Raw genomic sequence first — 23,120 nt, 5'->3', positions numbered from 1 at the left:
ACAAAATGAGGAAATTTGTCAAGCTTAAACTAAAAAGAGCCTGAAATTCATTTTCAGGACTCTTCATTTTATTTAATCTTCTCCTCTTCGTAGTCACCATTACTACATACAACCTGCTTGCCACCACCACGAACTTTTTTCTCCACAAGGAAGTGTCCGCATTTCGGACAATCACGTCCAATTGGTTTGTCCCAGGAAGTAAATTCGCATTCTGGGTAACGGTTGCAACCATAGAAGATACGATTGCGCTTGGTTTTGCGTTCGATGATTTGTCCTTGATGGCAGCTTGGACACTCGACACCAATCTCTTTGACAATCGCTTGTGTGTGACGACAGTCTGGGAAATTACTACAAGCATAGAATTTACCAAAACGACCGAGCTTAATTACCATTGGACTGCCACAAACTTCACAGTCAAATCCAGCTGGCTCATCCTTGATCTGGATTTTTTCCATTTCGGATTCAGCCTTGGCCACTTCTTTAGAGAATGGTTTGTAAAAGGCATCAATGACACGTTGCCACTGCTCTTTACCAACTTCGACATCATCCAGTTTCCCTTCCATCTCAGCTGTGAAGGTCACATTGACGATGTCTGGGAAGTATTCAACAATAAGTTTATTGACAATTTCTCCCAGTTCTGTCGGTTCAAAGCGTTTGGCTGCCAAACGAACATAGTAACGTTTTTGGATGGTTTCAATGGTCGGAGCATAGGTTGACGGGCGTCCAACCCCATTTTCCTCCAAAGTCTTGATTAGTGTTGCTTCCGAATAGCGAGCAGGTGGTTGGGTGAAATGTTGCTCTGGCTTGCTATTGACCTGCTTGACCACATCTCCTACTGCCATATCTGGCAACATCTTGTTCTTGTCAGAGTCATTGTAAATAGCAAGATAACCATCAAACTTAACTTGGCTTCCATTTGCCGCGAATTGGACTCCATTTTGAGAAAGCTTAACAGCCATGGTATCAAAGATAGCGCCTGTCATCTGGCTTGCCACAAAACGGTTCCAGATAAGGGTATAAAGTTTGAGCTGGTCTTTGTCCAAGTACTTAGCGATGCTTTCAGGTGTGTTAAAGACACTAGATGGACGAATGGCTTCGTGGGCATCCTGAGCACCTGAGGCATTCTTGACCTTGCTACCATGCTTGGAATACTTGCTACCAAAACGGTCGTTAATGTAGCTTGCCGCTTCGTTCTGAGCCACAGGACTGATACGAGTCGAGTCTGTACGCATATAGGTAATCAAACCTTGCACGCCTGATCCGATATTGATCCCTTCATAGAGCTGTTGAGCCACCATCATGGTCTTTCGAGTACGGAAATTAATTTTGTTAGCCGCATCCATTTGCATGGTTGAAGTCGTATAAGGTAGGGGCGCATTGCGTTTGCGTTCTTTCTTATCTACCTGGTCAACTGTGAAATCTTTACTAGTCAAATGGGACAAGACTTCTTTGACCTCTTCGTTGGTGGTCAATTTCATCTTTTTGCCATTCATACCATAGAATGAAGCCTGAAATTGCTTGGTTCCCTTCTTAAAAACACCATCAATTGTCCAGTATTCTTCCGGTTGGAAGGCATTGATTTCATTTTCACGGTCAATGATGAGCTTAAGGGCAACTGACTGCACACGCCCTGCTGATAAGCCCTTCTTGACCTTTTTCCACAAAATTGGCGAAATTGAATACCCTACCAAGCGGTCTAAGACTCGACGAGCTTGTTGGGCGTCGACCAAGTCCATATCAATCTTACGAGGTTCTTTAAAGGCATTTTTTACTGCGTCTTTGGTGATTTCATTAAAGACTACACGGTTGTCATCATTCTCATCCAAGTTGAGAATGTGAGCCAAATGCCAGGAAATTGCTTCTCCTTCACGGTCCGGGTCACTCGCCAGAAAGACTTTATTGGCCTTTTTAGCTTCTTTTTTTAAGTCATTGATGAGAGGGCCTTTTCCTCGGATATTGATATACTGTGGTTCATAGTTATTTTCAATGTCGACTGACATACTGGATTTTTTCAAATCACGGATATGCCCGACACTGGCTAAAACTTTGTAATTTCTGCCTAGATATTTCTCAATCGTTTTCGCTTTAGCAGGCGACTCCACGATGACTAGATTTTTTTTAACTGTTGATTTTTTCTTCTTTGTTGCCGTAGCCACACTATCACACCTTTTCAAAGTAATAAACTTTATAAAGTGTAAACCATTTTTCTATAGCTGTCAAGACCTAACTCCTATATATAGAAGAAAAGTTTATCTGAGTGAACAAATTTCTCCTTAAAATTCAAACTCAGCCAGCACATCTTGACCACTGCTAATAAGCTTTGCTCCCTCTTGGATCAGGTGGTGACAGCCATCTGAATGGCCATCTAAAATGTTTCCTGGAATGGCAAAGACATCACGCCCTTCCTCCATAGCTCGCTCACAAGTAATAAGACTACCAGAACGCATCCTTGCCTCTGCTACAATCACACCACGGCAAAGGCCAGCAATGATGCGATTACGAGCTGGAAAGTGAAATTTCAAGGGTTCCTCACCAGGTCCGTACTCGCTAAGTACCAAATGGTGATTGCCAATGTGTTCCTGCAAACGTTTATTGGCTCGGGGATAAAAAACATCCAACCCTGTTCCAATGACAGCAATTGTTCTTCCTCCATTCTGAAGTGCAGCCATATGGGCAGCCGTATCAATCCCTTTAGCTAAACCACTGACCACGATTAACTCGTTTTCCAAACCTTGAATGACTTTCTGAACCGACTTTGCCCCCTGACTAGAACATGAACGACTCCCTACAACAGCAACCTTTGGAAACTTCAACAAGTCCAGATTTCCTTTATAAAACAAGAGCACTGGAGCATCATAAATTTCACTCAGATCCCAAGGAAAACAGTCATCAAGAATCGAGAAGGATGGAAATTTTTGGAACTCCTTCTCCAACTGTGTATCATCTATCTGGAAATAACGTTCCATAAAGACCGCAGGATTACGGCATCCTGAAATTTCTGCAATATCACCTAGCAAGAGCTCCTGATCTACAGTCTCGTCATATTCAAGAACAGTTAAAATTTGTTGATTGGTCAGCCCAGCTTTTCTCAATTTGTAAATCTCATAGTTTGTAATCTTCATATACAACTCCGTTTCTTTTTCTACTCATCTATCTATTCGTTAAAAAATAAAAAGAAGACCAAGGATCTTCTTTTTTTTATTTATTCAGATTTAGTAGTTGACCAGCTACTTTCAACCATCGGTAAGATTGTTTTTAAAGTTTCCCCATCCCCTTCAAGTGAAACATAGCGGATTTTACCATCATTTGATCGGAAAACCCAGGTAACGAGATATTTCCCTGACTTAGCAATTGCATTGACAACATAGGCTTCATAACCTCCAATGGTCGATTTGGAGCCCCAAACCTTACTGAAATCAGAGCTTTGTTCTTTGGAAGTTAAAATACTAGATGAGACAGTCACAACATCCAGTTTAGCATATTCTTCTTCGCTGATATTAAACTGCTCAGCCTTGAAGGTATTCAGCGTAACAATGTTGATATCTGTTCCATCGCAATACTGTATATCATTTCCACCTTCTACTTCATGGAATCGAACCCATGATTTGGGTACCTTGACAAAACCATATTCATTCGAACCGATAATTTGCGTCTCTTCCTTTTTCGCTTCAGAAACGGCAGAGCTAGAGCTACTCGTTTCCTGACTGCTCGAAGAACTAACAACTGCAGACGAACTTTCTTCGGTTGCTGTTTGTGATTTATTGGAGCATGAAGCTAGAAAAACACTAGCAGTAACAACAGTTCCTAAAATTAATAATTTTTTCATCCTACCACCTTTCCATCTGCATTATAAGAAAAATAAGGACTTCTGTCAAATTCTAACCTAACCTAATCTATTCTGTTAGCTTCCGATTTTATCGCTCTCATTTAAAGCAAAAACTCTTGAGAAATCTTCAAGAGTTTGTGTTTCAACTTTCTATTCTTCATCCATGCTCAAGACGCTAAGGAAGGCTTCTTGAGGAACTTCGACAGAACCAATGGCTTTCATACGCTTCTTACCAGCTTTTTGTTTTTCAAGAAGTTTGCGTTTACGCGAAACGTCACCACCATAACACTTGGCAAGTACGTTTTTACGAAGGGCCTTGATATCCGTACGAGCCACAATCTTGTGCCCGATTGCTGCTTGAATTGGAACCTCAAATTGTTGACGAGGGATGATTTTCTTGAGCTTATCAACGATGAGTTTCCCACGTTCGTAGGCAAAATCCTTGTGAACGATAAAGCTGAGGGCATCCACCTTGTCTCCATTGAGAAGGATATCCATTTTGACTAGCTTAGATGGGCGGTACTCTGACAATTCGTAGTCAAAGCTTGCATAACCACGTGTCGAAGACTTGAGCTTATCAAAGAAGTCAAAGACGATTTCAGCAAGTGGAATTTGATAGATAACATTGACACGATTATCATCAATATAGTCCATGGTCACAAAGTCTCCACGTTTACGCTGAGCTAGTTCCATCACTGCTCCGACGAACTCCTGCGGTACCATGATTTGTGCCTTAACATAAGGTTCTTCAATAGTCGCAATCTTGGTTGGGTCTGGAAATTCAGAGGGGTTAGACACATCCATAGATTCACCATCAGTTTGGTTAACCTTATAGATAACAGATGGAGCTGTCATGATGAGATCAATGTTGAACTCGCGCTCTAAACGCTCTTGGATAACATCCATATGGAGAAGTCCAAGGAATCCACAACGGAAACCAAATCCAAGGGCCTGTGATGTTTCTGGTTCGAACTGCAAGCTGGCATCGTTGAGTTGCAATTTTTCTAGGGCTTCACGAAGGTCATTGTACTTGTTGGACTCGATTGGATAAAGCCCTGCAAAGACCATAGGATTCATCTGCTTGTAGCCATCTAGTGGTTCTGCTGCAGGATTACTTGCTAGGGTCACTGTATCACCAACACGCGTATCTTGAACCGTCTTGATAGAAGCCGCAATATAACCAACGTCACCTGTCGCAAGGAAATCACGACCAACTGCTTTCGGTGTAAAAATTCCGACCTCCGTCACATCAAAGGTCTTACCATTGCTCATGAGCTGAATCTTATCGCCAGGTTTGACCACTCCATCCATAACACGTACTTGAAGGATAACCCCACGATAGGCATCATAAACTGAGTCAAAAATCAAAGCTTTTAATGGAGCTGAAACATCACCAGTTGGAGCTGGCACTTTTTCAACAATCTGCTCAAGAATTTCTTCAATACCAATACCATCTTTGGCTGAAGCTAAGACCGCTTCGCTGGCATCCAGTCCGATGACATCCTCAATCTCTGTACGTACACGCTCTGGATCAGCTGCTGGAAGGTCAATCTTGTTAATGACTGGCAGAATTTCCAAATCATTGTCCAAGGCTAGATAAACGTTGGCAAGTGTTTGAGCCTCAATCCCTTGGGCCGCATCAACCACCAAAATCGCTCCTTCACAGGCAGCTAGCGAACGCGACACTTCATAGGTAAAGTCCACGTGCCCTGGCGTGTCAATCAAGTGGAAAATATAGGTCTCCCCATCTTTTGCAGTATAATTCAGCTCGATGGCATTCAACTTGATGGTAATCCCACGTTCCCGTTCTAAATCCATGCTATCCAAAAGCTGGGCTTGCATTTCACGACTTGAAACCGTCTCTGTCTTTTCCAAAATGCGGTCTGCTAGCGTTGACTTACCGTGGTCAATATGGGCAATAATAGAGAAGTTCCGAATCTTCTCCTGTCGTTTTTTCAAATCTTCTAAGTTCATGATGCTCTTCCTTTCAGGGTATCTATTAATTATAAATTGTTTTTAACATTTTGACAAGACCATACCCTGCTAGGAGTACTAATCTTCGGCAACAAAACCATCATTCTCGATAAAGTGGTGTTCTGTCATTCCTTGGTCTGTAAAGACGATTCCATGAAGGACACCACCATAGACAGCTCCTCCATCCATGCCAATCTTGCCATCTTCTGTCATCCAAAGCTCAGCTGTACCTCGGTCTTGCTTGAGCAAACCATAAACCGGTGTATGCCCAAAGACAATGGTTTTTCCTGTATGATTGGCCGCTTCGTGGAATGGTTTTCTGAGCCAGACTTTCTTGTAATCAGTCGTTTCATGCCAATCATCCAAGGTCAAATCAATACCCGCATGAACAAAGATATACTTGTCTGTCTCTACTACAAATGGCATTTGACGAATAAATTCCACCAAGTCTGCTGCTTCTGTCGCAACCCGTTTGGCATCTTCTACGCCATCAACTGGTGCATCCAAAGGACGACCTAGGATAGAGTTAATGGTTGTATCACCACCATTGCGACGATAATGGTCATAGCTTTCCTCTGGATCATCGAGCCAAGTCAGAAACATATACTCGTGGTTTCCTGATAGACAGATAGCCCCTTGATTGTCAACCAAGTCTTTGACCATTTCTAGAACACGGCGACTATCTTCACCTCGGTCAATCAAATCCCCTAGAAAAAGCAACTGGGTGTGACCATCCCAGGTTTTGAGCAGATCTTCTAGCATACCTGCTTTTCCGTGAACATCTCCAATTACATAATAGTCTGTCATCTTACTTCTCCCTCGTTTGCAATAATTCTCTAGCTTGGGTAAGAGCCGCTTCGGTTACATTTTCCCCAGCCAACATTTTGGCTACTTCCTCTACTCGCTCTTCTAAAGTCAAAAGGCGAACCGTTGACACCGTTGAGTGCTCATCGCTAATCTTCTCAATAAAGAATTGATAGTCCGCAATGGCAATCACTTGTGGTAAGTGAGAAATAGCTAAAACCTGACCATATTGGCCAATCTTGTGAATCTTTTGAGCAATAGCTTGGGCAACACGACCTGAAACTCCCGTATCCACCTCATCAAAGACAATACTGGTCTTACCTTCCTTACGTGAAAAGGCAGACTTGATAGCTAACATGAGACGGGATAATTCCCCACCGGACGCAACTTTGACCAAAGGTTTAAAGTCCTCACCTGGGTTAGTAGAAATGTAAAACTCAACTGCTTCATTTCCTTCACGGCTGAATTTGCTCTTACTAAAGCGAACTTGAAATTGAGCCTTCTCCATATAGAGGTCTTGCAATTCTTGCTTAATCTCAGCTTCAAGCTGCTGGGCTAAATTATGACGAGCAGATGCAAGCTGACCTGCCAAGTCGACAAGCTTGACTTCCAATTTTTTGAGCTCTGCTTCCATGTCTTCGGAAGAAAGGTTATTCCCTGTCAAGAGATTGTACTCATCCGTAATCTTGGCAAAATAAAGCAAAACATCGTCCACAGTCCCACCGTACTTGCGGGTAATAGTATTTAGAAGGTCTAAGCGATTCTCAACCTGCATGAGGCGATTGCCATCAAAATCTAGATTTTCAATGATATCTTCCAAACGCTTGGTAATATCTTCTAGAACATAGTAGGTCTCTGATAGAGAACTTGAAATTTCACGGTATTCAGGATCGTATTCTTCGACACTTTCCATGTCATTCATGGCCGAACGGACATTTGCTAGGCTGGAAAACTCCTCATTGTCCAACATAGTGTAGGCATTTGTCAAGGTATCTGCTATATTCTTGTGGTTTAGGAGTTTATCTCGTTCTTGGTTGAGAGCTAAGTCTTCACCAGCCTGCAAGTTTGCAGCCTCAATCTCTGCCATTTGAAATTCCAACATCTCAATACGAGCCTTATGTTCCTGCTGGTTTTTCTTGACTTCCAGAACTTGTTTACGCATTTTGCGGTAGGTGTCAAAGCTTGTTTGATAGGCTTGTTTAAGCTCCAAAAATGCTGCATCACCAAATTCATCCAACATTTGGATATGAAGTTGTGGACGCATTAACTCTTCTTGGTCATGTTGCCCATGAATATCGACAAGATGCTGGCCGATTGCACGCAGGACAGAAAGATTGACCATCTGTCCATTAACGCGACTAACACTTCGTCCATTTTGAAGAATTTCACGACGGATGATAATCTCATCCCCCAATTCCAAGCCTTGCTCTTCAAAGAGTTCTTGTAAAGAACGACTATTCTCAACAGAGAAAAGCCCTTCAATCTCGGCCTTGGGAGCACCATGACGAATAACATCTGTAGTCGCTCTAGCTCCTAACATCATGTTCATAGCATCGATGATGATCGATTTCCCAGCACCTGTTTCACCAGTTAAGACTGTCATGCCTTTTTCAAAATTGAGCGAAATCGCCTCTATAATGGCAAAGTTTTTTATCGAAATTTCAAGTAACATATAAACCTACCAATTTTTTACTTGTTCAAACATTTCCTTGGCGTCTTCTTCATTTCTCAAGATAATCAAAATTGAGTTGTCGTCTGCCAGACAGTTGAAAATTCTCTCTGAGAAAGTATTCATCAGCTGACTCTTGACAAAGGCAGTATTCCCAGGAATGACATCCAGATTGATCATATTTCCCATGCGCTCAGAACCTACTATGTTATTCTCAGCCAACTGCAAACTTCTTACAATTGTTTTTGGCAATTCATAGATGTATTTATTGTTCTTCAAGGGAATTTTTACGATGCCCAGTTCCTTAATATCTCGTGACACCGTCGCTTGAGTGGCAGAGATACCTGCTTCTTTTAAATGCTCAACGATTTCTTCCTGTGTTCCGATTTGGTAATCTGTTACAAATCTTCTAATTTTTTCAAGTCTTTCTTTTTTATTCATCTTTAAATTCTCTATGTGCTCTCTCTACAACTTTTTCTATTTCAGGGGCAACTTGGTTACTTGCTCCCTCTTCCTTTTTCAAATATGCCAGAAATTCGATATTTCCATGTCCACCTTGGATTGGTGAATAGTCTAATCCAAGCACTGAAAAACCTTGAGCAACTGCCATAGCAGTGACAGATTCAAGGACATTCTGATGGACCTTGGCATCGCGAATGATTCCATTCTTCCCAATCTGCTCACGACCTGCTTCAAACTGGGGTTTGACAAGTGCTACCACCTGACCTTGTTTAGCCAACACACGATGCAAGGCTGGTAAGATCAGACTAAGGGAAATGAAACTCACATCAATACTGGCAAAACTTGGTTCCTGCTCAAAATCGGTCTTTTCAGCATAGCGGAAATTAAATTGCTCCATGCTGATAACTCGTGGATCTTGACGCAATTTCCAAGCCAACTGATTGGTACCAACATCCACTGCAAAGACCAACTCAGCACCATTTTGTAGCATGACATCGGTAAATCCTCCAGTGGAGGCCCCAATATCAATCGTTGTTGCGCCATCCACTGATAAATCAAAGACCTCCAGGGCCTTTTCTAGTTTCAAGCCACCCCGACTAACATACTTGAGTTTTTCACCCTTGAGTTTTAACTCAGTGTCATCTGGGATTTTCTCTCCTGGTTTGTCAAAACGCTCCCCATTAAGGACTGCTACGACTAGACCTGCCATGACACCGCGCTTGGCCTGTTCTCGCGTTTCAAACAAGCCCTGTTTATAAGCTAGTACATCCACTCTTTCCTTAGCCATTGATTCTCAAACTTTCTACTACTTTCACAATCGACGCCGTTTCAAAGCTGACTTGCTGGGCGATTTCTTCTAATTTTGCCTTGGCTTGATCCAGAGTTTGGTTACAAAAGGCAATGGCCTCCTCCAAGCCCAACAAGGCAGGATAGGTTGACTTTTCTGCCTGCAAATCCTTTTGCGGCGTCTTGCCAATTTCCTCGAAACTAGCGGTTACATCCAGCACATCATCTCGAACTTGAAAGGCCAGCCCAATCAATTCACCCACAGTTTTCAATTTTACTTGGATCTCTGGTGCTAATTCAGCTATGATAGCAGCTGCTTGAAAAGGAAAGGCTAGCAATTTCCCAGTTTTATTGGCATGAATGATCTGGAGTGCGTCCAAAGACAAGTGCTGGTGTTCGCCCTCCATGTCCAGAACCTGCCCTGCCACCATGCCCAGACTTCCTGAAGCTAGGGATAGATTGGCAATCAAGTCCACCTTGATCTGACTTGGCAAATCTGCCAGAGCTATCAAGGCGTAAGGATCTAGGAACAAGGCATCTCCTGCCAAAATAGCCATTGCTTCACCAAATTTCTTGTGGTTGGTCAAGCGCCCCCGACGGTAATCATCATCATCCATGGCAGGAAGATCATCGTGAATCAAACTTCCTGTATGAATCATTTCCAAGGCCGCAGCCACCTGCGCATGAGCTGGTTGGATTGCGACCTGCAAGGCTTCCAGAACTTCTAGCAAGAGAAAAGGACGAATACGCTTGCCACCAGCATGAATGGAATAGAGAACAGACTCTCGTAAACTAGAAGCAAACTGCTGGTCTCCATAAAAATCTTCCAAAGCCGACTCGACAAGAGCTAGTTTTTCTTGCTTCCTCATTCAAAATCACTTTCTGTTCCGTCTTCTTGCATGACCTTGACCAAGGTCTTTTCAGCCTTATCCAGCGTCGCTTGGAGCTCTTTTGACAAGACCATGCCTTTTTGAAAGGCAGCAATCGCATCTTCCAAAGCGATTTCACCATTTTCTAAACTTTGGACAATGGTCTCCAGTTCTGCTAGATTTTCCTCAAATTTCTTTTGTTTTGACATCTTTAACCTCTAATTCTACTTGACCATCTCGCATTAAAAGCGTTACTTGGTCTTTTTTCTTCAACATCTTAACCGAATCGACTACTGACTCTTCTTTTTTGACAATTGCATAACCACGCGCCACGATTCGACTGGTATCCAACATCAGCAAGGCTTCTGAAAGTCGCTTCACTTCAGCAACCTTGGCGTCATAAACCAGCGCCATTTGGCTGCGTAGGAGCTTGTCCAACTGACTTAGACGGTCTTGATAACGCTGGATTTTGGTAACAGGTGATAATTGGACCAGTTGATGCGTCCTTGCTTGGACTAATTGGTTGCTATCAGAAATCCGTGTTCGCAAACTTTGTTTTAAGCGCAGTTGCAGTTGGTCCAAGCGTTGCAAATAACCATCATACAAGCGCTCTGGTTGTCTAAAGATGACTGACTGACTGCATTTTTTCAGAGCTTCTTTTTTTCTTGACAGGACATTCTGAACTGCTGTCGCCATCCGCTTTTCTTGATTTTGCAAATGGGTCAGAAGATCCAACTTGGTTACAGGTGTTGCCAGTTCAGCTGCAGCTGTTGGCGTTGCAGCACGGCGATCAGCCACAAAATCCGCCAAGGTCACATCCGTCTCATGCCCAACACTGGAGATAACTGGCAAACGGGATTCAAAAATAGCCCGTACCACAATCTCTTCGTTAAAAGCCCAGAGATCCTCGATGGAACCCCCACCACGACCAATAATCAGCAAGTCCAAATCGTCACGTTGATTAGCACGCGCAATATTTCGAGCAATTTCCTCCGCGGCTCCATCACCTTGTACTTTTGTCGGATAGAGGAGGATGTCAACACCAGGGAAACGTCTGCTGACGGTCGTGATAATATCTCGAATAACGGCTCCACTACGACTGGTTACTACGCCGATACGCTTAGCAAACTGGGGAAGAGGTTGCTTGAATCTCTCTTGAAACAGGCCTTCTTCCGTCAGTTTTTTCTTGAGTTGTTCAAACTGAATCGCAAGCGCCCCGACCCCATCAGGTTCAGCCTTCTCAATGATGATAGAGTAGCTCCCGCTCGGTTCATAGACCTGCACACGCCCAATCACATTGATCTTCATCCCCTCTTCGAGGTCGAAACCTAATTTCTGATAAATCCCAGACCAGATGGTCGCTTGAATAACCGCATGGTCATCTTTTAGGGAGAAATATTGGTGAGTAGGTCGTTTACGAAAGTTGGAAACTTGACCAGTTAAATAGACCCGTTCCAAGTAAGGGTCTTTATCGAATTTCATTTTCAGATACTTGGTCAAAGTTGTTACCGATAAATACTTTTCCATCTCCACCTACTATTCATTTTCTTGCTTTTCCATGAGTATTATTATACCAAAAACATGCTTAAAAATCACCTTTTTCCTACTGAAACTAAAGGAAAAATAGAAAAAGGAGGCTAGGCCTCCTCATCTGATTATTTGCTGTTACGAGCTTCTTCCAAAATCTTTGCAATCTTGGTGGTCAAAAGGTCGATAGCAACGGAATTGCTGACTCCTTCAGGAATGACGATATCGGCATACCGCTTGGTCGGCTCAATAAACTGATGATACATGGGTTTGACCACACCCAAATACTGATCAATAACGCTATCTAGACTACGGCCGCGCTCTTCCATATCACGCTTGATACGACGAATAATGCGCACATCATCATCTGTATCCACAAAAATCTTGATGTCCATCAAATCGCGCAGACGTTTGTCCTCCAAGACCAGAATCCCCTCAACGATAAAGACATCCTGAGGCTCCTGACGATAGGTCTTGCTACTCCGTGTATGCGCTGTATAGTCATAAGTTGGAATATCCACCGGGCGCCCTGCCAACAATTCCTTAATCTGCTCGATCATCAAGTCTGTATCAAAGGCAAATGGATGGTCATAGTTGGTTTTGACACGCTCTTCAAAAGTCAAGTGAGACTGATCCTTGTAGTATGAGTCGTGCTCAATCATGGAAATCTTTTCATCAGGGAAGTGCGATAAAATGGCTCTTGAAACACTGGTTTTTCCTCCACCAGAACCACCTGTCACTCCGATAATGATTGGTCTATTTTGCATGCTATCCTCCGTTTTTTTATCCGTCGTCTATTCTATCATATTTTTTGCAAAATTTATAGTCTGATTTTGGATAGATTATGGGTGACACAATTCTAATACTTACACCCAGTTAGACTAGCCAAAAACCTTCCTTGGTTTGTAGAAATTGTCCCTTTTTTCTAGAATAGCTAGCAATTTATCTCCTTCAAAGGCAGCCAATTCTTTGTCCGTTTGGTCTAACTCAATAAAACGACCAAAGCGCACTTCTGTAGCCTCTTCTGGAGTTAGGATAACTTTAACAAGGTCCCCTGTTCCAATCTCTAACGGATAAAGAAAGTCCAGCTGACCAGCCCCCACTTTTTCAGCAATTTCGTCCAAGGTAAGAGCATCCTCCAGTTGTAAACCTGCTGCACTCGTCCGAGTCAAATGGGACATATGGGCCTCATAACCCAGCTTCTCTCCCAAGTCAACAGACAAGGTACGGATATAAGTCCCCTTACTACATTTCACACGAAAAGTGAAACGTGCGAGGTAATCCTCATAAGAAATCGGACTTGTCCGTTCAAATTGATAAATAGTCACCTGACGTTCTGGACGCTCCACTTCCTGACCTGCACGCGCATACTCATAGAGCTTACGACCATTGACCTTGACAGCCGAATACATAGGTGGAATCTGAGTAATAGGCCCAGTCAGACTCGCAATGGCTTCATCGACAATGGTTTCATCCAAGGGAGACAAAACGGGTGTCTCTGCGACCACTTCCCCACTAGCATCCTCGGTCGTTGTGGAATAACCAAGAGTGATTTCCCCCTCATAGACCTTGCCCTCATCCTGCATAAACTCGACCATGCGGGTCGCCTTGCCAACCGCAATGGGCAAAACACCCACCACATTCGGATCCAAGGTCCCACCATGACCAATCTTCTTAGTTCCCAAAATCTTACGCAGTTTAAAAACCGCATCATGCGAGGTCATCCCCGCTTCTTTTTTTAAGTTGATAATACCGTTCATGTGTTGCTTTCTAATTTCCCTTTCACTTTACATCAACATATTCTATCTTAGACAGATTTTAAAACTATATCAGCTCATTTTTCTAAATACTTCCTAGCTTCCCGTACATAAAAGAGTTCTGGATTTTCATGGGCGATGCTTTCAAACAAACTGCGAGCACGAGCTTCATCTCCTTTTAATTGGGCATTGAGAGCTCCGTAATACGAAAACATGATTCGAGCTAGCTTATTTTCGGGTTCTGTGGTATCGAAGTAGTCGTTCACTTCTTTATTGAACACAATATCTTTTATGGCTTGAGTTTGGGCGACTAGTTTAGCTTTCCCATCTTTCGAATCTGGCGCCTTGGACAATTGTTCCTCAAAGAAAGCAATGTCTCGCTCATCTTGAAGATGGATGGAAACTTTTAATAGTTCATAGGTTGATATTAAAAATGTATAGTCTCTTAATCTACCCCAAATTTTTTTCAAATTATACTTGGACATATTTTCCTTGGCAGATTGAAAATCTCCTTTTAGATAAGCCACTTGACCTTGGATAAATTGGTAATACTCACGATATGTTGCCCTAAAGGGCTTAATAGACTTTTCTGATTGAACCCTGAACATGTCCACATAGAGCTTAAGATTAATAGAATCGTTTAACACTAGATAAATAACTTTGTTTAGGACAAAACGTAGATATAAACTCCAGATAGCTACAAACAACATCAGTAAAGCAAGTATTAACCCCCACCTTTTTGTTTCAGGTTGGTGTTCTAAAAAAACTCCTACTGCTCCAATAGCTAGTGCTACAGCTGAACTAATTAGAATAACAGTCTCTATTTGTAAAAGAGTATTTTCTGTCGCCCTACTTACTATTTTTTCAATTAATTTCATATATTACTCTCATTTCACTAATTCTAAATATTTCTTCGCTTCCTGAACATAAAATAGTTTTGGATTTTCATGGGTGATGCTTTCAAACAAACTACGGGCACGAGCTTCATCTCCTTTTAGCTGAGCGTTGAGAGCTCTGTAATAAGAGAACATGATTCGAGCTAGCTTATTTTCTGGTTTGGTGGTGTTGAAGTAGTCGTTTGATCTTTTATTTAAAACAAGATCCTCTATAGCTTTTATTATGTTTATTACATTCGTCTTCCTAGCAACCTGAGAATTTGTTCGAACTTTTAATGTAGCTAACATATCGATTTGGTGCGAAATTTCCTCTGTCTTATCAGCATGGATAAGTGAAAGAATCTTAAAGTAAGCTGTGAACAATTGGATCTCAAATTTCTTATTAAAATTTTTATCCTCAAAATTTATTCGTTCCAAATTATCAAGCGATTCTTCAAACTTTCCTTGGTAGTATGACGATTGGGCAATAGCTAGTAAACAATTTGCTTTATTAAAAAGTTGCTGAGACTTAACTGAGTGTTCAGCCACATAACGATAATAACTTATGTACTTGTCGAAATTAATATCTGTCAAAAAGATATTATCTACAGCTAATTTAACCAGTTTATTGTTTAATGAAAGCAATGTCTCAAACCCAAAACATACTACCGTATAAGAAATGAATTTCGTAAAATTCATTTCCCCACCTTTAAATAATTCAACAACCATGCCTATAAATGCTAGAAAAACTATAGGAAATAAACAAATGTATACTATTTTTGTCAAATTATATAATTTTGGAATTTCAAATCTAGATATTTTCAACGAGTAGTTATTTAATATTTCTTTCACCATTATCCTCCATTGTAGAACTTGAATATAAGAAGGCGCTCACAATTACTAGAATCGCTATCAAGACTCCAAAGCCAAAAGCGGTAGCAACAACTTCTTTCTCCGATTTTAATACCTGTTCTCCATGATATACCTTCCACAATCCCGTCTCATTAGTAGTTTTAACTGTTGAATAGTCTTATTATCCTGTTTGTGTACTTCAACATAAGTAACGCAAGTTACGAACTTATATCAGTTTTTTCTAAATATTTCTTCGCTTTCTGAACATAGAAAAGCTCTGGATTTTCATGGGCTATGCTTTCAAACAAACTACGAGCACGAGTTTCATCTCCTTTTAACTGAGCGTTAAGAGCTCCGTAATAAGAAAACATGATTCGGGCTAGTTTATTTTCAGGTTCAGTGGTGTCGAAGTAGTCTGTAACTTCTCCATTTAGTATTTTTGATACTGGTTCAATTAAATCCAACATTCTATTTTTATCAATTCTTTTAATTTTTTCCCAATCGTAAGATACTAAAAGTTTAGAAATTTCATCTGTCTCCCTTAAATGAAGATATGATAATGATTCTATAAATACGATATTTAGTTCATAAATACCTTTTACATTCAATTTAGAACGTTTAACTCTTATTCGTTCAGCATATTGGATTGCCTCACTAAAATTCCCTTGATAGAAAGCACACCTAGCTAAACCCAGATTTAAGGCATTTAAATTCCCTGTTTTATTATCAGGCCGCCTTTCATAAGTTTCAGTTAAAAGAGAAATATATTTTATAAAATTCACTTGCTCGTATAAAATAACTTCAGCAACGTGATTTACTAAAAAATGAGTTATTACAACGATAATAGTCAGTAATGTTAGAAATATGAGCAATAATGTAGTAACGACGGTCGATTTTACGAATAATAAACTAATTGCTGTTGCAATAATTGTCCAACGTAGATAAAATAAAATAAAAACCTCCAGTATACTGCAAATTCGACCTGATGACCAATTCGAGATATTCTTAGAAATATTATCTAACATAAAAAACTCCTATAAAAAATTACAAACAAACTAGCTAAATGAGCTAGCAAAGTACCTCCAGCTGTGACAAGTTTCCCACCAAAGAAGAATACAGTTGTTACTATACCTCCAATTACTACTTCTTTAGGATACTCTATAACCCAATTAGAGATACTATCAACTATCTCACCAGTTGTATTAAAAGTTTGAGTGAGATGACCCACTTTCCCCAATTTTAAACCTATTCTCCAAGCTCTACCTTTCACAATCTCATCTCGTTAGTAAATTTAACTGTTGCATAATCTTATTATCCTGTTTGTGCACATCAACATAAGTGACACAAGTTACGAACTTATATCAGTGTTTTCTAAATACTTCTTCGCTTCCTGAACATAAAAGAGTTCTGGATTTTCATGGGCGATGCTTTCAAACAAACTACGAGCACGAGCTTCATCTCCTTTTAATTGGGCATTGAGAGCGCCGTAATAAGAAAACATGATTCGAGCTAGATTACTTTCTGGTTCAGTGGTGTCGAAGTAGTCGTTCACTTCTTTATTGAACACAATATCTTTTATGGCTTGAGTTTGGGCGACTAGTTTAGCTTTACCATCTTTCGAATCTGGCGCCTTGGACAATTGTTCCTCAAAGAAAGTGATAGCTGATTCATCTTGAAGATGAATGGAAACCAACAATTGACCATAAGTTAATCTTAGGAATATGTCTGTACTAAATCTCTTCCAAACTTTTTTTAAATTAATTTTTTCAAAATTTTCCTTGGCAGCTTGAAAATCTCCTTTTAAATAAGTCACTTGTCCCTGAATAAATTGAAAATACTCTTGATACGTTGCTCTATAAATCTTAATCGATTTCTCAGATTGAACCCTAAACATGTCTTCATAGAGTTTAAGATTAATAGCATCGTTTAACATTAGATAAACAACTTTGCTAGATATAAATCTTAAATAAAATACAAAGACGAGAGCTAAAAAGTCAATAACTAATAATATGAGTCCCAATATTTTCAAATTACTTTGAAATACTAAAAATACTGCCATCAAATCAACAACCAAGACTAAAAATGAGCAAATTAGAATAGTCCTATCAAGTTGTAGAAGAGTGTTTTCTGTCGCCCTACTTACTTTTTTTTCTACTAATTTCATATGTTACTCTCATTTCACTGATTCTAAATATTTCTGCGTTTCCTGAACACAAAAGAGCTCTGGATTTTCATGGGCAATGCTTTCAAACAAACTACGTGCAAGAGCTTCATCTCCTTTTAGCTGAGCATTGAGAGCCCCGTAATAAGAAAACATGATTCGAGCTAGCTTACTTTCTGGCTCAGTGGTGTCGAAGTAGTCGTTTGATATTTTATTGCAATAGATATCAACAATATAGCTCTTTTCATATAAATTCCTGTTTCTAAGGTAATACTACTCCCCCTTCAGCGCTTCAAACTTAGCTTTCATGGTTGGATTTTTTCGAGTCAATTTTTTGACTGAAACATCTTCCAATTTGTTGTTCGCTAGACGAAGTTGATTCTCAGATGTGGTTAGGAACTTTTTGACCTCTTCCATGCGTTTGATGGCCTTGTCGATTTCATCAATTGCTTTACCAAAGTTGGTCGAAGCAGAGTTGTAGTTTTTGGCAAAAGCTACTTTGAAGGCATCCAAGTCTTCCTCAAAATGCGTGATATCAATATTCTGCTCCCGCACCAAGGCCAACTCCTGCTTGTATTTAAGGGAATTAAGCGCAGCATTTCGCAAGAGACCAATCAGCTGAATAAAGAACTGAGGACGGACCACATACATCTTTTCATACTCGTGGCTGACGTCAACAATCCCTGTGTTAAAGTAGTCGTTATCTGCTTCTAACATAGTCACCAACACGGCATACTCACAGTTCTTTTCCCGACGGTCCTTGTCTAATTCCTTGTAAAAATCGGCATTCTTGTGCTTCTTCTCTGTTCCGTCCGCTTCATTTTTCATCTCAAACATGATGGAAATGAACTCTAGACCATTTTCATCACATTCACGGAAGATAAAGTCACCCTTAGAACCACGCGCAGAAACCTTGTTATCCTTTTCAAAGTAAGCATTTGGAAAAGCAAAACTGCGGACCTTGTTAAACTCACTCTCTGCATACTGTTCCAAACTTTCCCCGATAGCTTTTGTAGATTGTTGGGCTTTGAAATTCTTGTAAAATTCGACTTGTTCACTGGCTGCCTTGAGCTGGGCTTCGTAATTCTGCTTAACAGAAGCTAAAGACAACTCATTTTCCTTTTCTTGCAAGAGGAGCTGGTTTTTGACCTGATCGCGTTCTTTTTCTAAGTCAGAAAGGGTCTTTTGCAGTTGATTTTCATGCTCCAAACGCAAGGTGGCCAATTGGCTTTCCAAGGCCTGCACTTCCTTGTCCTTAGCTAATAAGGCCTGGTGACTTGTCTGCTCAACTTCTTTCTTAGCTAACTCTTTCTCTGTATCAAAGTTTTGGATTTGACTCTGCAATTGCGCAATTTCTTGGTCCTTCTGAGCCAGTTTGGTCTGTTGTTCATTCATAGCCTTTTGCTCAGCCAAGGCCAGCTCCTGCTTCATGCGGTCGTGTAATTCCTTATCAAACTCGGCAGTTCTCACTTGGGACAAAAGTTCGGCATACTGACTCTCATTTACTGTAAAGACTTCCCCACAGTTGGGACATTTGATTTCGTTCATATCGTTCCTCTTTCTAGACTTCTTTATCCATTATATCATGCCTGAGGGAAAATCAAAAACAGCGAGTCAAACCCACTGTTTATATCTGTTACTTTAAATTTTTTCCAAGGCCAAACGCAAATCTTCAATCAAATCCTCTACATTTTCAAGACCGATCGACAAGCGGATTTGGTTTGGTGTGACACCTGCCGCTTCTAGATCTTTTTCTGACAACTGACCGTGAGTGGTTGTGGCTGGATGGACAACAAGAGATTTGGCATCTGCAACGTTTGCAAGGTCAGAGAAGATTTCCAAATTATCAATCACCTTGCGAGCTTCTGCTTCTCCACCTTTGACATGGAAGGTAAAGATTGAACCAACACCTTTTGGCAAATATTTCTCAGCCAAGGCATGATAAGGACTGTCAGCTAGTTTTGGATAATTTACCTTCTCTACCTTAGGATGGTTGACAAGGAAATCAACAATTTTCTCTGCATTTTGCACATGGCGTTCAACACGAAGAGAGAGAGTTTCAAGCCCTTGGAGTAAGAGGAAGGCATTAAATGGAGACAAGGCCGCACCAGTATCACGAAGCAATTGAACACGAACTGCAATAATAAAGGCTGCTGCACCCACATCACGAGTATAGCTCAAGTTATGGTAGCTCGGATCTTCCTCAACAAATTGAGGGAACTTCCCTGAAGCTGCCCAGTCAAAACGACCGCTATCGACAATCACTCCTCCAATAGTCGTACCATGCCCACCGATAAACTTAGTTGCTGAGTGAATGGAAATATCTACACCGTGAGAGAAGACGTTAATCAAATATGGTGTGGCAAAAGTGTTGTCTGAAACGAGAGGAATCTGGTGTTTATGAGCAATCTCAGCCAATTTTTCCAAGTCAGGAATGTTAATCAAGGGATTCCCCAAGGTTTCAATCAAGACAAGCTTGGTATTGTCATTGATAGCTGCTTCCACTTCTTCCAAATTATCCACATCCACAAAGGTTGTTGTGATCCCATATCGAGGAAGGGTTTCCTTCAAGAGGTTGAAGGTCCCACCGTAAATAGTTGACGCAGCCACCACATGGTCACCTGCGTGAGCAAGAGCCAAAATCGTATAAGTCACTGCTGCCATACCTGATGCTGTTGCTAGCGCTCCAACACCACCTTCAAGAGCAGCAATTCTTTCCTCAAAGGCTGCTGTTGTAGGATTTGTGATACGAGTATAAATGTTCCCTGGTTTTCTCAAGGCAAACAGATCAGCACCTTCCTGCGTGTCATCAAAAACGAAGGATGTTGTTTGATAAATCGGTACTGCACGAGATTTGGTCACTGGATCAACTACTTGCCCAGCATGTAATTGTAGAGTTTCAAATTTAAAATCACGAGTCATAAGACGACCTCCAAATAGCTTCATTAGGGATATTGTATCATCTTGTTCTAGTCTTTTCCAATACCGTTTTTCTATATTTTGATATAAGGAACAACTATGACTAGTCATACACATCAAACAAAAAAGCACGATTAACTCGTGCTCATTTCTTTAATCGACATAAGTATCTTCGTTTTTATTGAGGAAGGCGTATGGTAAGCCCATCAAGAGACCTCCTCCGATAAAGTTCCCGACAAAGGTTACACCCCAGTGACGAAGGATATTAGGAATGTCAAAGTTTGCAATTGAATCCGCTGCAACACTGAATTTAACAATCGCAAATGAAGCAAAGTTCGCTGCAATGTGTTCGTTTGTTAAGAATACAAACATGTAAATAGCTGACAAAACAAGCCATAGCTTAGCTGCACTATCCTTGACCAAAACAAAGGAAAGAATGGCAATGTTTACAAAGACATTGGCTAAAATAGCCTCAAGCAAGATTAGCTCATTAGAACGGCCTAACTTCATCTCTACAACCCCTGAAATGAAGCTGTCATGTGTCAGATTTGCATAGGCTGCTGAGTGGGCAAAGCCCCAACCTGCTATAAGAGCTCCGATGAGATTGAACAAGGTACAGTATAGTAAAATCTCAGCCGTTTTTCTCCATGAAATTTTCTTCAAGAAACTGCCAGCTGTCAAAAACATCATGTTGGAAGTTACCAACTCAGCATTTAAGAAAACAATGTAAGCCAATCCCCAAGCAAAAACGAATGGGAAGAGGAAGCGACCACTGCCTGGTGCGATCTTATTAATCAAGTCAGCACCAATTGCACCCGCACCTGTGCTAAATGTTAAGAAAGCTCCTGCAAACATGGAACGAATCGCATACTTAAACTTGCTTTGGCTATAAAGACTTTCTTTCTTCTTACAAGCAAATTCAATCTTTGAGATAAATTCTGAAGAGACCATAAAAAACTCCTAAAACTTTTATTTGTGAATATTATAACATAAAGCACGCATTTTGAAAAGCCTTTCTTGTATACGTTTTCTACAAAGAAAATCAACGCATTGGGGAATTCCATAAATTTCTCCTTTACCCATTAACAGAAAAACATTCCAATGTTTCAAATTGATCATCCAAAAATTCAAACTCAAATAGGTGCCAGTCATCGAAAGTTTGCTCACAATAACTAACTGTTCCTTGATTGTAGTCAATGATAGGTTTCCCCAGCTTGTTCTTCACATCTTCCTCGCTGACTGCTCCATACATTTCCTTAAGATCAGCTAGCATGAAGTTGATAATTCTATTGAGATTTTCCTGATAATTTTTTGATAACAGTTCAACTTTATCTATAAAGTCACAATCAGGCTTTTCGTCCCAAACAAAGGTCACTCCCTCATGCTCATAAGTGTATTGCTGTAAACTCTCATCAAAATTCATTTTCACTCTCCAAATCATTGTCATTTACTAAAAATTTAGTAACATTAATCAAAATGTTCAAATGATTTCATAAAAACGTCTTCCACACACGCGTACGACAAAATAACAACACTTGCAATGATTAGAAGATATCATCATAATGTTCACTCGCTTGTTTCACAAACTCGAAAATATTCAAAGATATGGGTTTCATTTCCAGTGAACCTAATGCCCCCAAATCATTCATATAAATAGTGTCGTCAGAATCTTTCTTTATAAAATAAAAAAAGCGACATCCCCATCTTGCCCAATCAGGAAAAAATCAGGTTCCCACCCTTCTATTTGGTAGGTGGAGTTTCTTTCTAGCAAATCTAACCTCGAATATAAGGTGATGCCTGTATTCTCTATTATCAACTCTCCTACTTTGTCAATTTTACTCAAGAATTCTGCGTATAGGTTCGGAAGTACCAAGTCAATCTGATTATTCATTCTCAACTCCTCATCTATTTTTCCTACTGCGAAAGTCCTATATCTCATCTTCACTTAGTTCTCTAAAATGTGAAATATGATATCCAAAATAAGACTTCCCCGATTTTCCTATGAAGATCCCATGTCCAGCGATATTGGCAATTTCTCCCAAGAATATCACAGGAAGATCCTTGTCAAATGGAAAACTACTTGTTATGTCTTCTTTGAGCGTAACTAAAGACTTTTCTCTTAACTGACTCATTATCTATCCTTTTTTATGTCAGGCATCCTTCGGTTACTTACGATAAATCTTTCAACTTATCCATCAATTACAATTCTAATATGGTAGTTTTTAGTTTCATTCTTTAAATTCTTGTCAAGCAAATCATTCTGTTTTGTTTGTCCGAAGAAAAAACTTACAGCTTTTCCATCTTTTCTTTCGATACACAAATGATACCTTACCCCATTCAGTTTGACACTTCGGATATATTTGACTTCAATCCTTTTGATGTTATTCAGCGGAATGATTCGCTTCACAAATACGAAAGCACTGTGAATATAAATTCTCTCATTGGCAATGTGAAACGGGGCAAAAAAATTACCACCACTACGACGGACAATTATAAAACGTCGCCAAAAGATTAGTAAAAGAATAGAGGTTAATAAGTAAAAGGCAAAACTAAAGACAGGACCTTCCCACATCATTTTCATTTCAATCCAAAAATATTCGAACATGTATTATTCTCCTTTGGCTGATGAGTCAATTTGA

24 protein-coding genes and 2 pseudogenes are annotated in these 23,120 nt (G+C 40.4%); all 26 read right to left on the bottom strand.

Annotated features, from left to right (window positions below; all coding sequences use genetic code 11):
• Window positions 1-68: 68 nt before the first annotated feature.
• On the bottom strand, window positions 69-2,156 hold the full coding sequence (gene topA, locus EJF26_RS01910; RefSeq protein ID WP_000179672.1) for a type I DNA topoisomerase: 2,088 nt from the start codon (window positions 2,154-2,156) through the stop codon (window positions 69-71).
• Window positions 2,157-2,273: 117 nt separating this feature from the next.
• Window positions 2,274-3,122 (bottom strand): DNA-processing protein DprA, encoded by an 849-nt coding sequence (dprA, locus tag EJF26_RS01905; protein ID WP_000705337.1) that lies wholly within the window; start codon window positions 3,120-3,122, stop codon window positions 2,274-2,276.
• An 80-nt stretch (window positions 3,123-3,202) separates the two neighbouring features.
• Window positions 3,203-3,826: a hypothetical protein gene (locus tag EJF26_RS01900; RefSeq protein ID WP_000734758.1), complete on the bottom strand. Its 624-nt coding sequence runs from the start codon at window positions 3,824-3,826 to the stop codon at window positions 3,203-3,205.
• 150 nt (window positions 3,827-3,976) lie between these two features.
• The gene (lepA, locus tag EJF26_RS01895; protein ID WP_001047159.1) at window positions 3,977-5,800 is read right to left on the bottom strand and encodes a translation elongation factor 4; all 1,824 of its coding nucleotides are present in this window, start codon (window positions 5,798-5,800) and stop codon (window positions 3,977-3,979) included.
• Between the two features lie 78 nt (window positions 5,801-5,878).
• On the bottom strand, window positions 5,879-6,607 hold the full coding sequence (locus tag EJF26_RS01890; protein WP_000133318.1) for a metallophosphoesterase family protein: 729 nt from the start codon (window positions 6,605-6,607) through the stop codon (window positions 5,879-5,881).
• Window position 6,608: 1 nt separating this feature from the next.
• Window positions 6,609-8,276 carry a DNA repair protein RecN gene (gene recN / locus EJF26_RS01885; protein WP_000923605.1) on the bottom strand — a complete coding sequence of 556 codons (1,668 nt, stop codon included), beginning with the start codon at window positions 8,274-8,276 and terminating at the stop codon, window positions 6,609-6,611.
• Window positions 8,277-8,282: 6 nt separating this feature from the next.
• The gene (locus tag EJF26_RS01880) at window positions 8,283-8,714 is read right to left on the bottom strand and encodes an arginine repressor (RefSeq protein ID WP_001034389.1); all 432 of its coding nucleotides are present in this window, start codon (window positions 8,712-8,714) and stop codon (window positions 8,283-8,285) included.
• Complete coding sequence (locus tag EJF26_RS01875) at window positions 8,707-9,522, bottom strand: TlyA family RNA methyltransferase (RefSeq protein WP_001041050.1); 816 nt, start codon at window positions 9,520-9,522, stop codon at window positions 8,707-8,709. Before EJF26_RS01875 ends, EJF26_RS01880 begins: the two co-directional genes overlap by 8 nt.
• The gene (locus EJF26_RS01870; protein WP_001231199.1) at window positions 9,515-10,390 is read right to left on the bottom strand and encodes a polyprenyl synthetase family protein; all 876 of its coding nucleotides are present in this window, start codon (window positions 10,388-10,390) and stop codon (window positions 9,515-9,517) included. Before EJF26_RS01870 ends, EJF26_RS01875 begins: the two co-directional genes overlap by 8 nt.
• Complete coding sequence (locus tag EJF26_RS01865) at window positions 10,387-10,599, bottom strand: exodeoxyribonuclease VII small subunit (RefSeq protein ID WP_000043226.1); 213 nt, start codon at window positions 10,597-10,599, stop codon at window positions 10,387-10,389. The genes EJF26_RS01870 and EJF26_RS01865 overlap by 4 nt, the downstream gene beginning before the upstream one ends.
• Complete coding sequence (xseA, locus tag EJF26_RS01860) at window positions 10,577-11,917, bottom strand: exodeoxyribonuclease VII large subunit (RefSeq protein WP_000417474.1); 1,341 nt, start codon at window positions 11,915-11,917, stop codon at window positions 10,577-10,579. Before xseA ends, EJF26_RS01865 begins: the two co-directional genes overlap by 23 nt.
• A gap of 128 nt (window positions 11,918-12,045) precedes the next feature.
• A complete protein-coding gene (udk, locus tag EJF26_RS01855) occupies window positions 12,046-12,684 on the bottom strand; it encodes a uridine kinase (RefSeq protein ID WP_001181368.1) in 639 nt (212 codons plus the stop codon).
• A 114-nt stretch (window positions 12,685-12,798) separates the two neighbouring features.
• Window positions 12,799-13,677 (bottom strand): tRNA pseudouridine(55) synthase TruB, encoded by an 879-nt coding sequence (gene truB, locus EJF26_RS01850; protein WP_001013289.1) that lies wholly within the window; start codon window positions 13,675-13,677, stop codon window positions 12,799-12,801.
• A 74-nt stretch (window positions 13,678-13,751) separates the two neighbouring features.
• Window positions 13,752-14,552, bottom strand: coding sequence for a hypothetical protein (locus tag EJF26_RS01845; RefSeq protein WP_000766530.1), 801 nt, complete (start codon window positions 14,550-14,552; stop codon window positions 13,752-13,754).
• 9 nt (window positions 14,553-14,561) lie between these two features.
• Window positions 14,562-15,404: a hypothetical protein gene (locus EJF26_RS01840; RefSeq protein WP_000237862.1), complete on the bottom strand. Its 843-nt coding sequence runs from the start codon at window positions 15,402-15,404 to the stop codon at window positions 14,562-14,564.
• A gap of 215 nt (window positions 15,405-15,619) precedes the next feature.
• Complete coding sequence (locus EJF26_RS01835) at window positions 15,620-16,426, bottom strand: hypothetical protein (protein ID WP_000886494.1); 807 nt, start codon at window positions 16,424-16,426, stop codon at window positions 15,620-15,622.
• Window positions 16,420-16,671 carry a hypothetical protein gene (locus EJF26_RS01830; protein WP_000678321.1) on the bottom strand — a complete coding sequence of 84 codons (252 nt, stop codon included), beginning with the start codon at window positions 16,669-16,671 and terminating at the stop codon, window positions 16,420-16,422. The genes EJF26_RS01835 and EJF26_RS01830 overlap by 7 nt, the downstream gene beginning before the upstream one ends.
• Window positions 16,672-16,749: 78 nt before the next feature.
• Entirely contained in the window at window positions 16,750-17,565 is an 816-nt protein-coding gene (locus tag EJF26_RS01825; RefSeq protein ID WP_000779679.1) for a hypothetical protein, read from the bottom strand.
• 9 nt (window positions 17,566-17,574) lie between these two features.
• Window positions 17,575-17,796, bottom strand: a pseudogene (locus EJF26_RS01820) (hypothetical protein); the annotation flags it as partial.
• Between the two features lie 39 nt (window positions 17,797-17,835).
• The gene (locus EJF26_RS01815) at window positions 17,836-19,110 is read right to left on the bottom strand and encodes a DUF2130 domain-containing protein (protein ID WP_001002619.1); all 1,275 of its coding nucleotides are present in this window, start codon (window positions 19,108-19,110) and stop codon (window positions 17,836-17,838) included.
• A gap of 93 nt (window positions 19,111-19,203) precedes the next feature.
• Complete coding sequence (locus EJF26_RS01810; protein ID WP_000196330.1) at window positions 19,204-20,484, bottom strand: O-acetylhomoserine aminocarboxypropyltransferase/cysteine synthase family protein; 1,281 nt, start codon at window positions 20,482-20,484, stop codon at window positions 19,204-19,206.
• A 150-nt stretch (window positions 20,485-20,634) separates the two neighbouring features.
• Complete coding sequence (locus EJF26_RS01805; RefSeq protein WP_000254789.1) at window positions 20,635-21,432, bottom strand: formate/nitrite transporter family protein; 798 nt, start codon at window positions 21,430-21,432, stop codon at window positions 20,635-20,637.
• A 124-nt stretch (window positions 21,433-21,556) separates the two neighbouring features.
• Window positions 21,557-21,904, bottom strand: a complete 348-nt coding sequence (locus EJF26_RS01800) for a hypothetical protein (protein WP_001008306.1) — start codon at window positions 21,902-21,904, stop codon at window positions 21,557-21,559.
• Between the two features lie 121 nt (window positions 21,905-22,025).
• Window positions 22,026-22,372, bottom strand: a pseudogene (locus tag EJF26_RS01795) (hypothetical protein).
• A 37-nt stretch (window positions 22,373-22,409) separates the two neighbouring features.
• Entirely contained in the window at window positions 22,410-22,613 is a 204-nt protein-coding gene (locus EJF26_RS01790) for a hypothetical protein (protein ID WP_000080837.1), read from the bottom strand.
• Between the two features lie 56 nt (window positions 22,614-22,669).
• On the bottom strand, window positions 22,670-23,086 hold the full coding sequence (locus EJF26_RS01785; protein WP_000464447.1) for a hypothetical protein: 417 nt from the start codon (window positions 23,084-23,086) through the stop codon (window positions 22,670-22,672).
• Between the last annotated feature and the right edge of the window lie 34 nt (window positions 23,087-23,120).

The sequence above is a fragment of the Streptococcus oralis subsp. dentisani genome, assembly GCF_007475365.1.
GTDB lineage: Bacteria > Bacillota > Bacilli > Lactobacillales > Streptococcaceae > Streptococcus > Streptococcus mitis_AX.
This window is presented reverse-complemented; position numbering and strand designations above follow the sequence as displayed.

Coding starts and splice junctions, on each gene's coding strand:
- dprA (WP_000705337.1), bottom strand. CDS start 3,122: ATGAAGATTACAAACTATGAGATTTACAAATTGAGAAAAGCTGGGCTG.
- EJF26_RS01900 (WP_000734758.1), bottom strand. CDS start 3,826: ATGAAAAAATTATTAATTTTAGGAACTGTTGTTACTGCTAGTGTTTTT.
- lepA (WP_001047159.1), bottom strand. CDS start 5,800: ATGAACTTAGAAGATTTGAAAAAACGACAGGAGAAGATTCGGAACTTC.
- EJF26_RS01890 (WP_000133318.1), bottom strand. CDS start 6,607: ATGACAGACTATTATGTAATTGGAGATGTTCACGGAAAAGCAGGTATG.
- recN (WP_000923605.1), bottom strand. CDS start 8,276: ATGTTACTTGAAATTTCGATAAAAAACTTTGCCATTATAGAGGCGATT.
- EJF26_RS01880 (WP_001034389.1), bottom strand. CDS start 8,714: ATGAATAAAAAAGAAAGACTTGAAAAAATTAGAAGATTTGTAACAGAT.
- EJF26_RS01875 (WP_001041050.1), bottom strand. CDS start 9,522: ATGGCTAAGGAAAGAGTGGATGTACTAGCTTATAAACAGGGCTTGTTT.
- EJF26_RS01870 (WP_001231199.1), bottom strand. CDS start 10,390: ATGAGGAAGCAAGAAAAACTAGCTCTTGTCGAGTCGGCTTTGGAAGAT.
- EJF26_RS01865 (WP_000043226.1), bottom strand. CDS start 10,599: ATGTCAAAACAAAAGAAATTTGAGGAAAATCTAGCAGAACTGGAGACC.
- xseA (WP_000417474.1), bottom strand. CDS start 11,917: ATGGAAAAGTATTTATCGGTAACAACTTTGACCAAGTATCTGAAAATG.
- udk (WP_001181368.1), bottom strand. CDS start 12,684: ATGCAAAATAGACCAATCATTATCGGAGTGACAGGTGGTTCTGGTGGA.
- truB (WP_001013289.1), bottom strand. CDS start 13,677: ATGAACGGTATTATCAACTTAAAAAAAGAAGCGGGGATGACCTCGCAT.
- EJF26_RS01845 (WP_000766530.1), bottom strand. CDS start 14,552: ATGAAATTAATTGAAAAAATAGTAAGTAGGGCGACAGAAAATACTCTT.
- EJF26_RS01840 (WP_000237862.1), bottom strand. CDS start 15,404: ATGGTGAAAGAAATATTAAATAACTACTCGTTGAAAATATCTAGATTT.
- EJF26_RS01835 (WP_000886494.1), bottom strand. CDS start 16,426: ATGTTAGATAATATTTCTAAGAATATCTCGAATTGGTCATCAGGTCGA.
- EJF26_RS01825 (WP_000779679.1), bottom strand. CDS start 17,565: ATGAAATTAGTAGAAAAAAAAGTAAGTAGGGCGACAGAAAACACTCTT.
- EJF26_RS01815 (WP_001002619.1), bottom strand. CDS start 19,110: ATGAACGAAATCAAATGTCCCAACTGTGGGGAAGTCTTTACAGTAAAT.
- EJF26_RS01810 (WP_000196330.1), bottom strand. CDS start 20,484: ATGACTCGTGATTTTAAATTTGAAACTCTACAATTACATGCTGGGCAA.
- EJF26_RS01805 (WP_000254789.1), bottom strand. CDS start 21,432: ATGGTCTCTTCAGAATTTATCTCAAAGATTGAATTTGCTTGTAAGAAG.
- EJF26_RS01800 (WP_001008306.1), bottom strand. CDS start 21,904: ATGAATTTTGATGAGAGTTTACAGCAATACACTTATGAGCATGAGGGA.
- EJF26_RS01790 (WP_000080837.1), bottom strand. CDS start 22,613: ATGAGTCAGTTAAGAGAAAAGTCTTTAGTTACGCTCAAAGAAGACATA.
- EJF26_RS01785 (WP_000464447.1), bottom strand. CDS start 23,086: ATGTTCGAATATTTTTGGATTGAAATGAAAATGATGTGGGAAGGTCCT.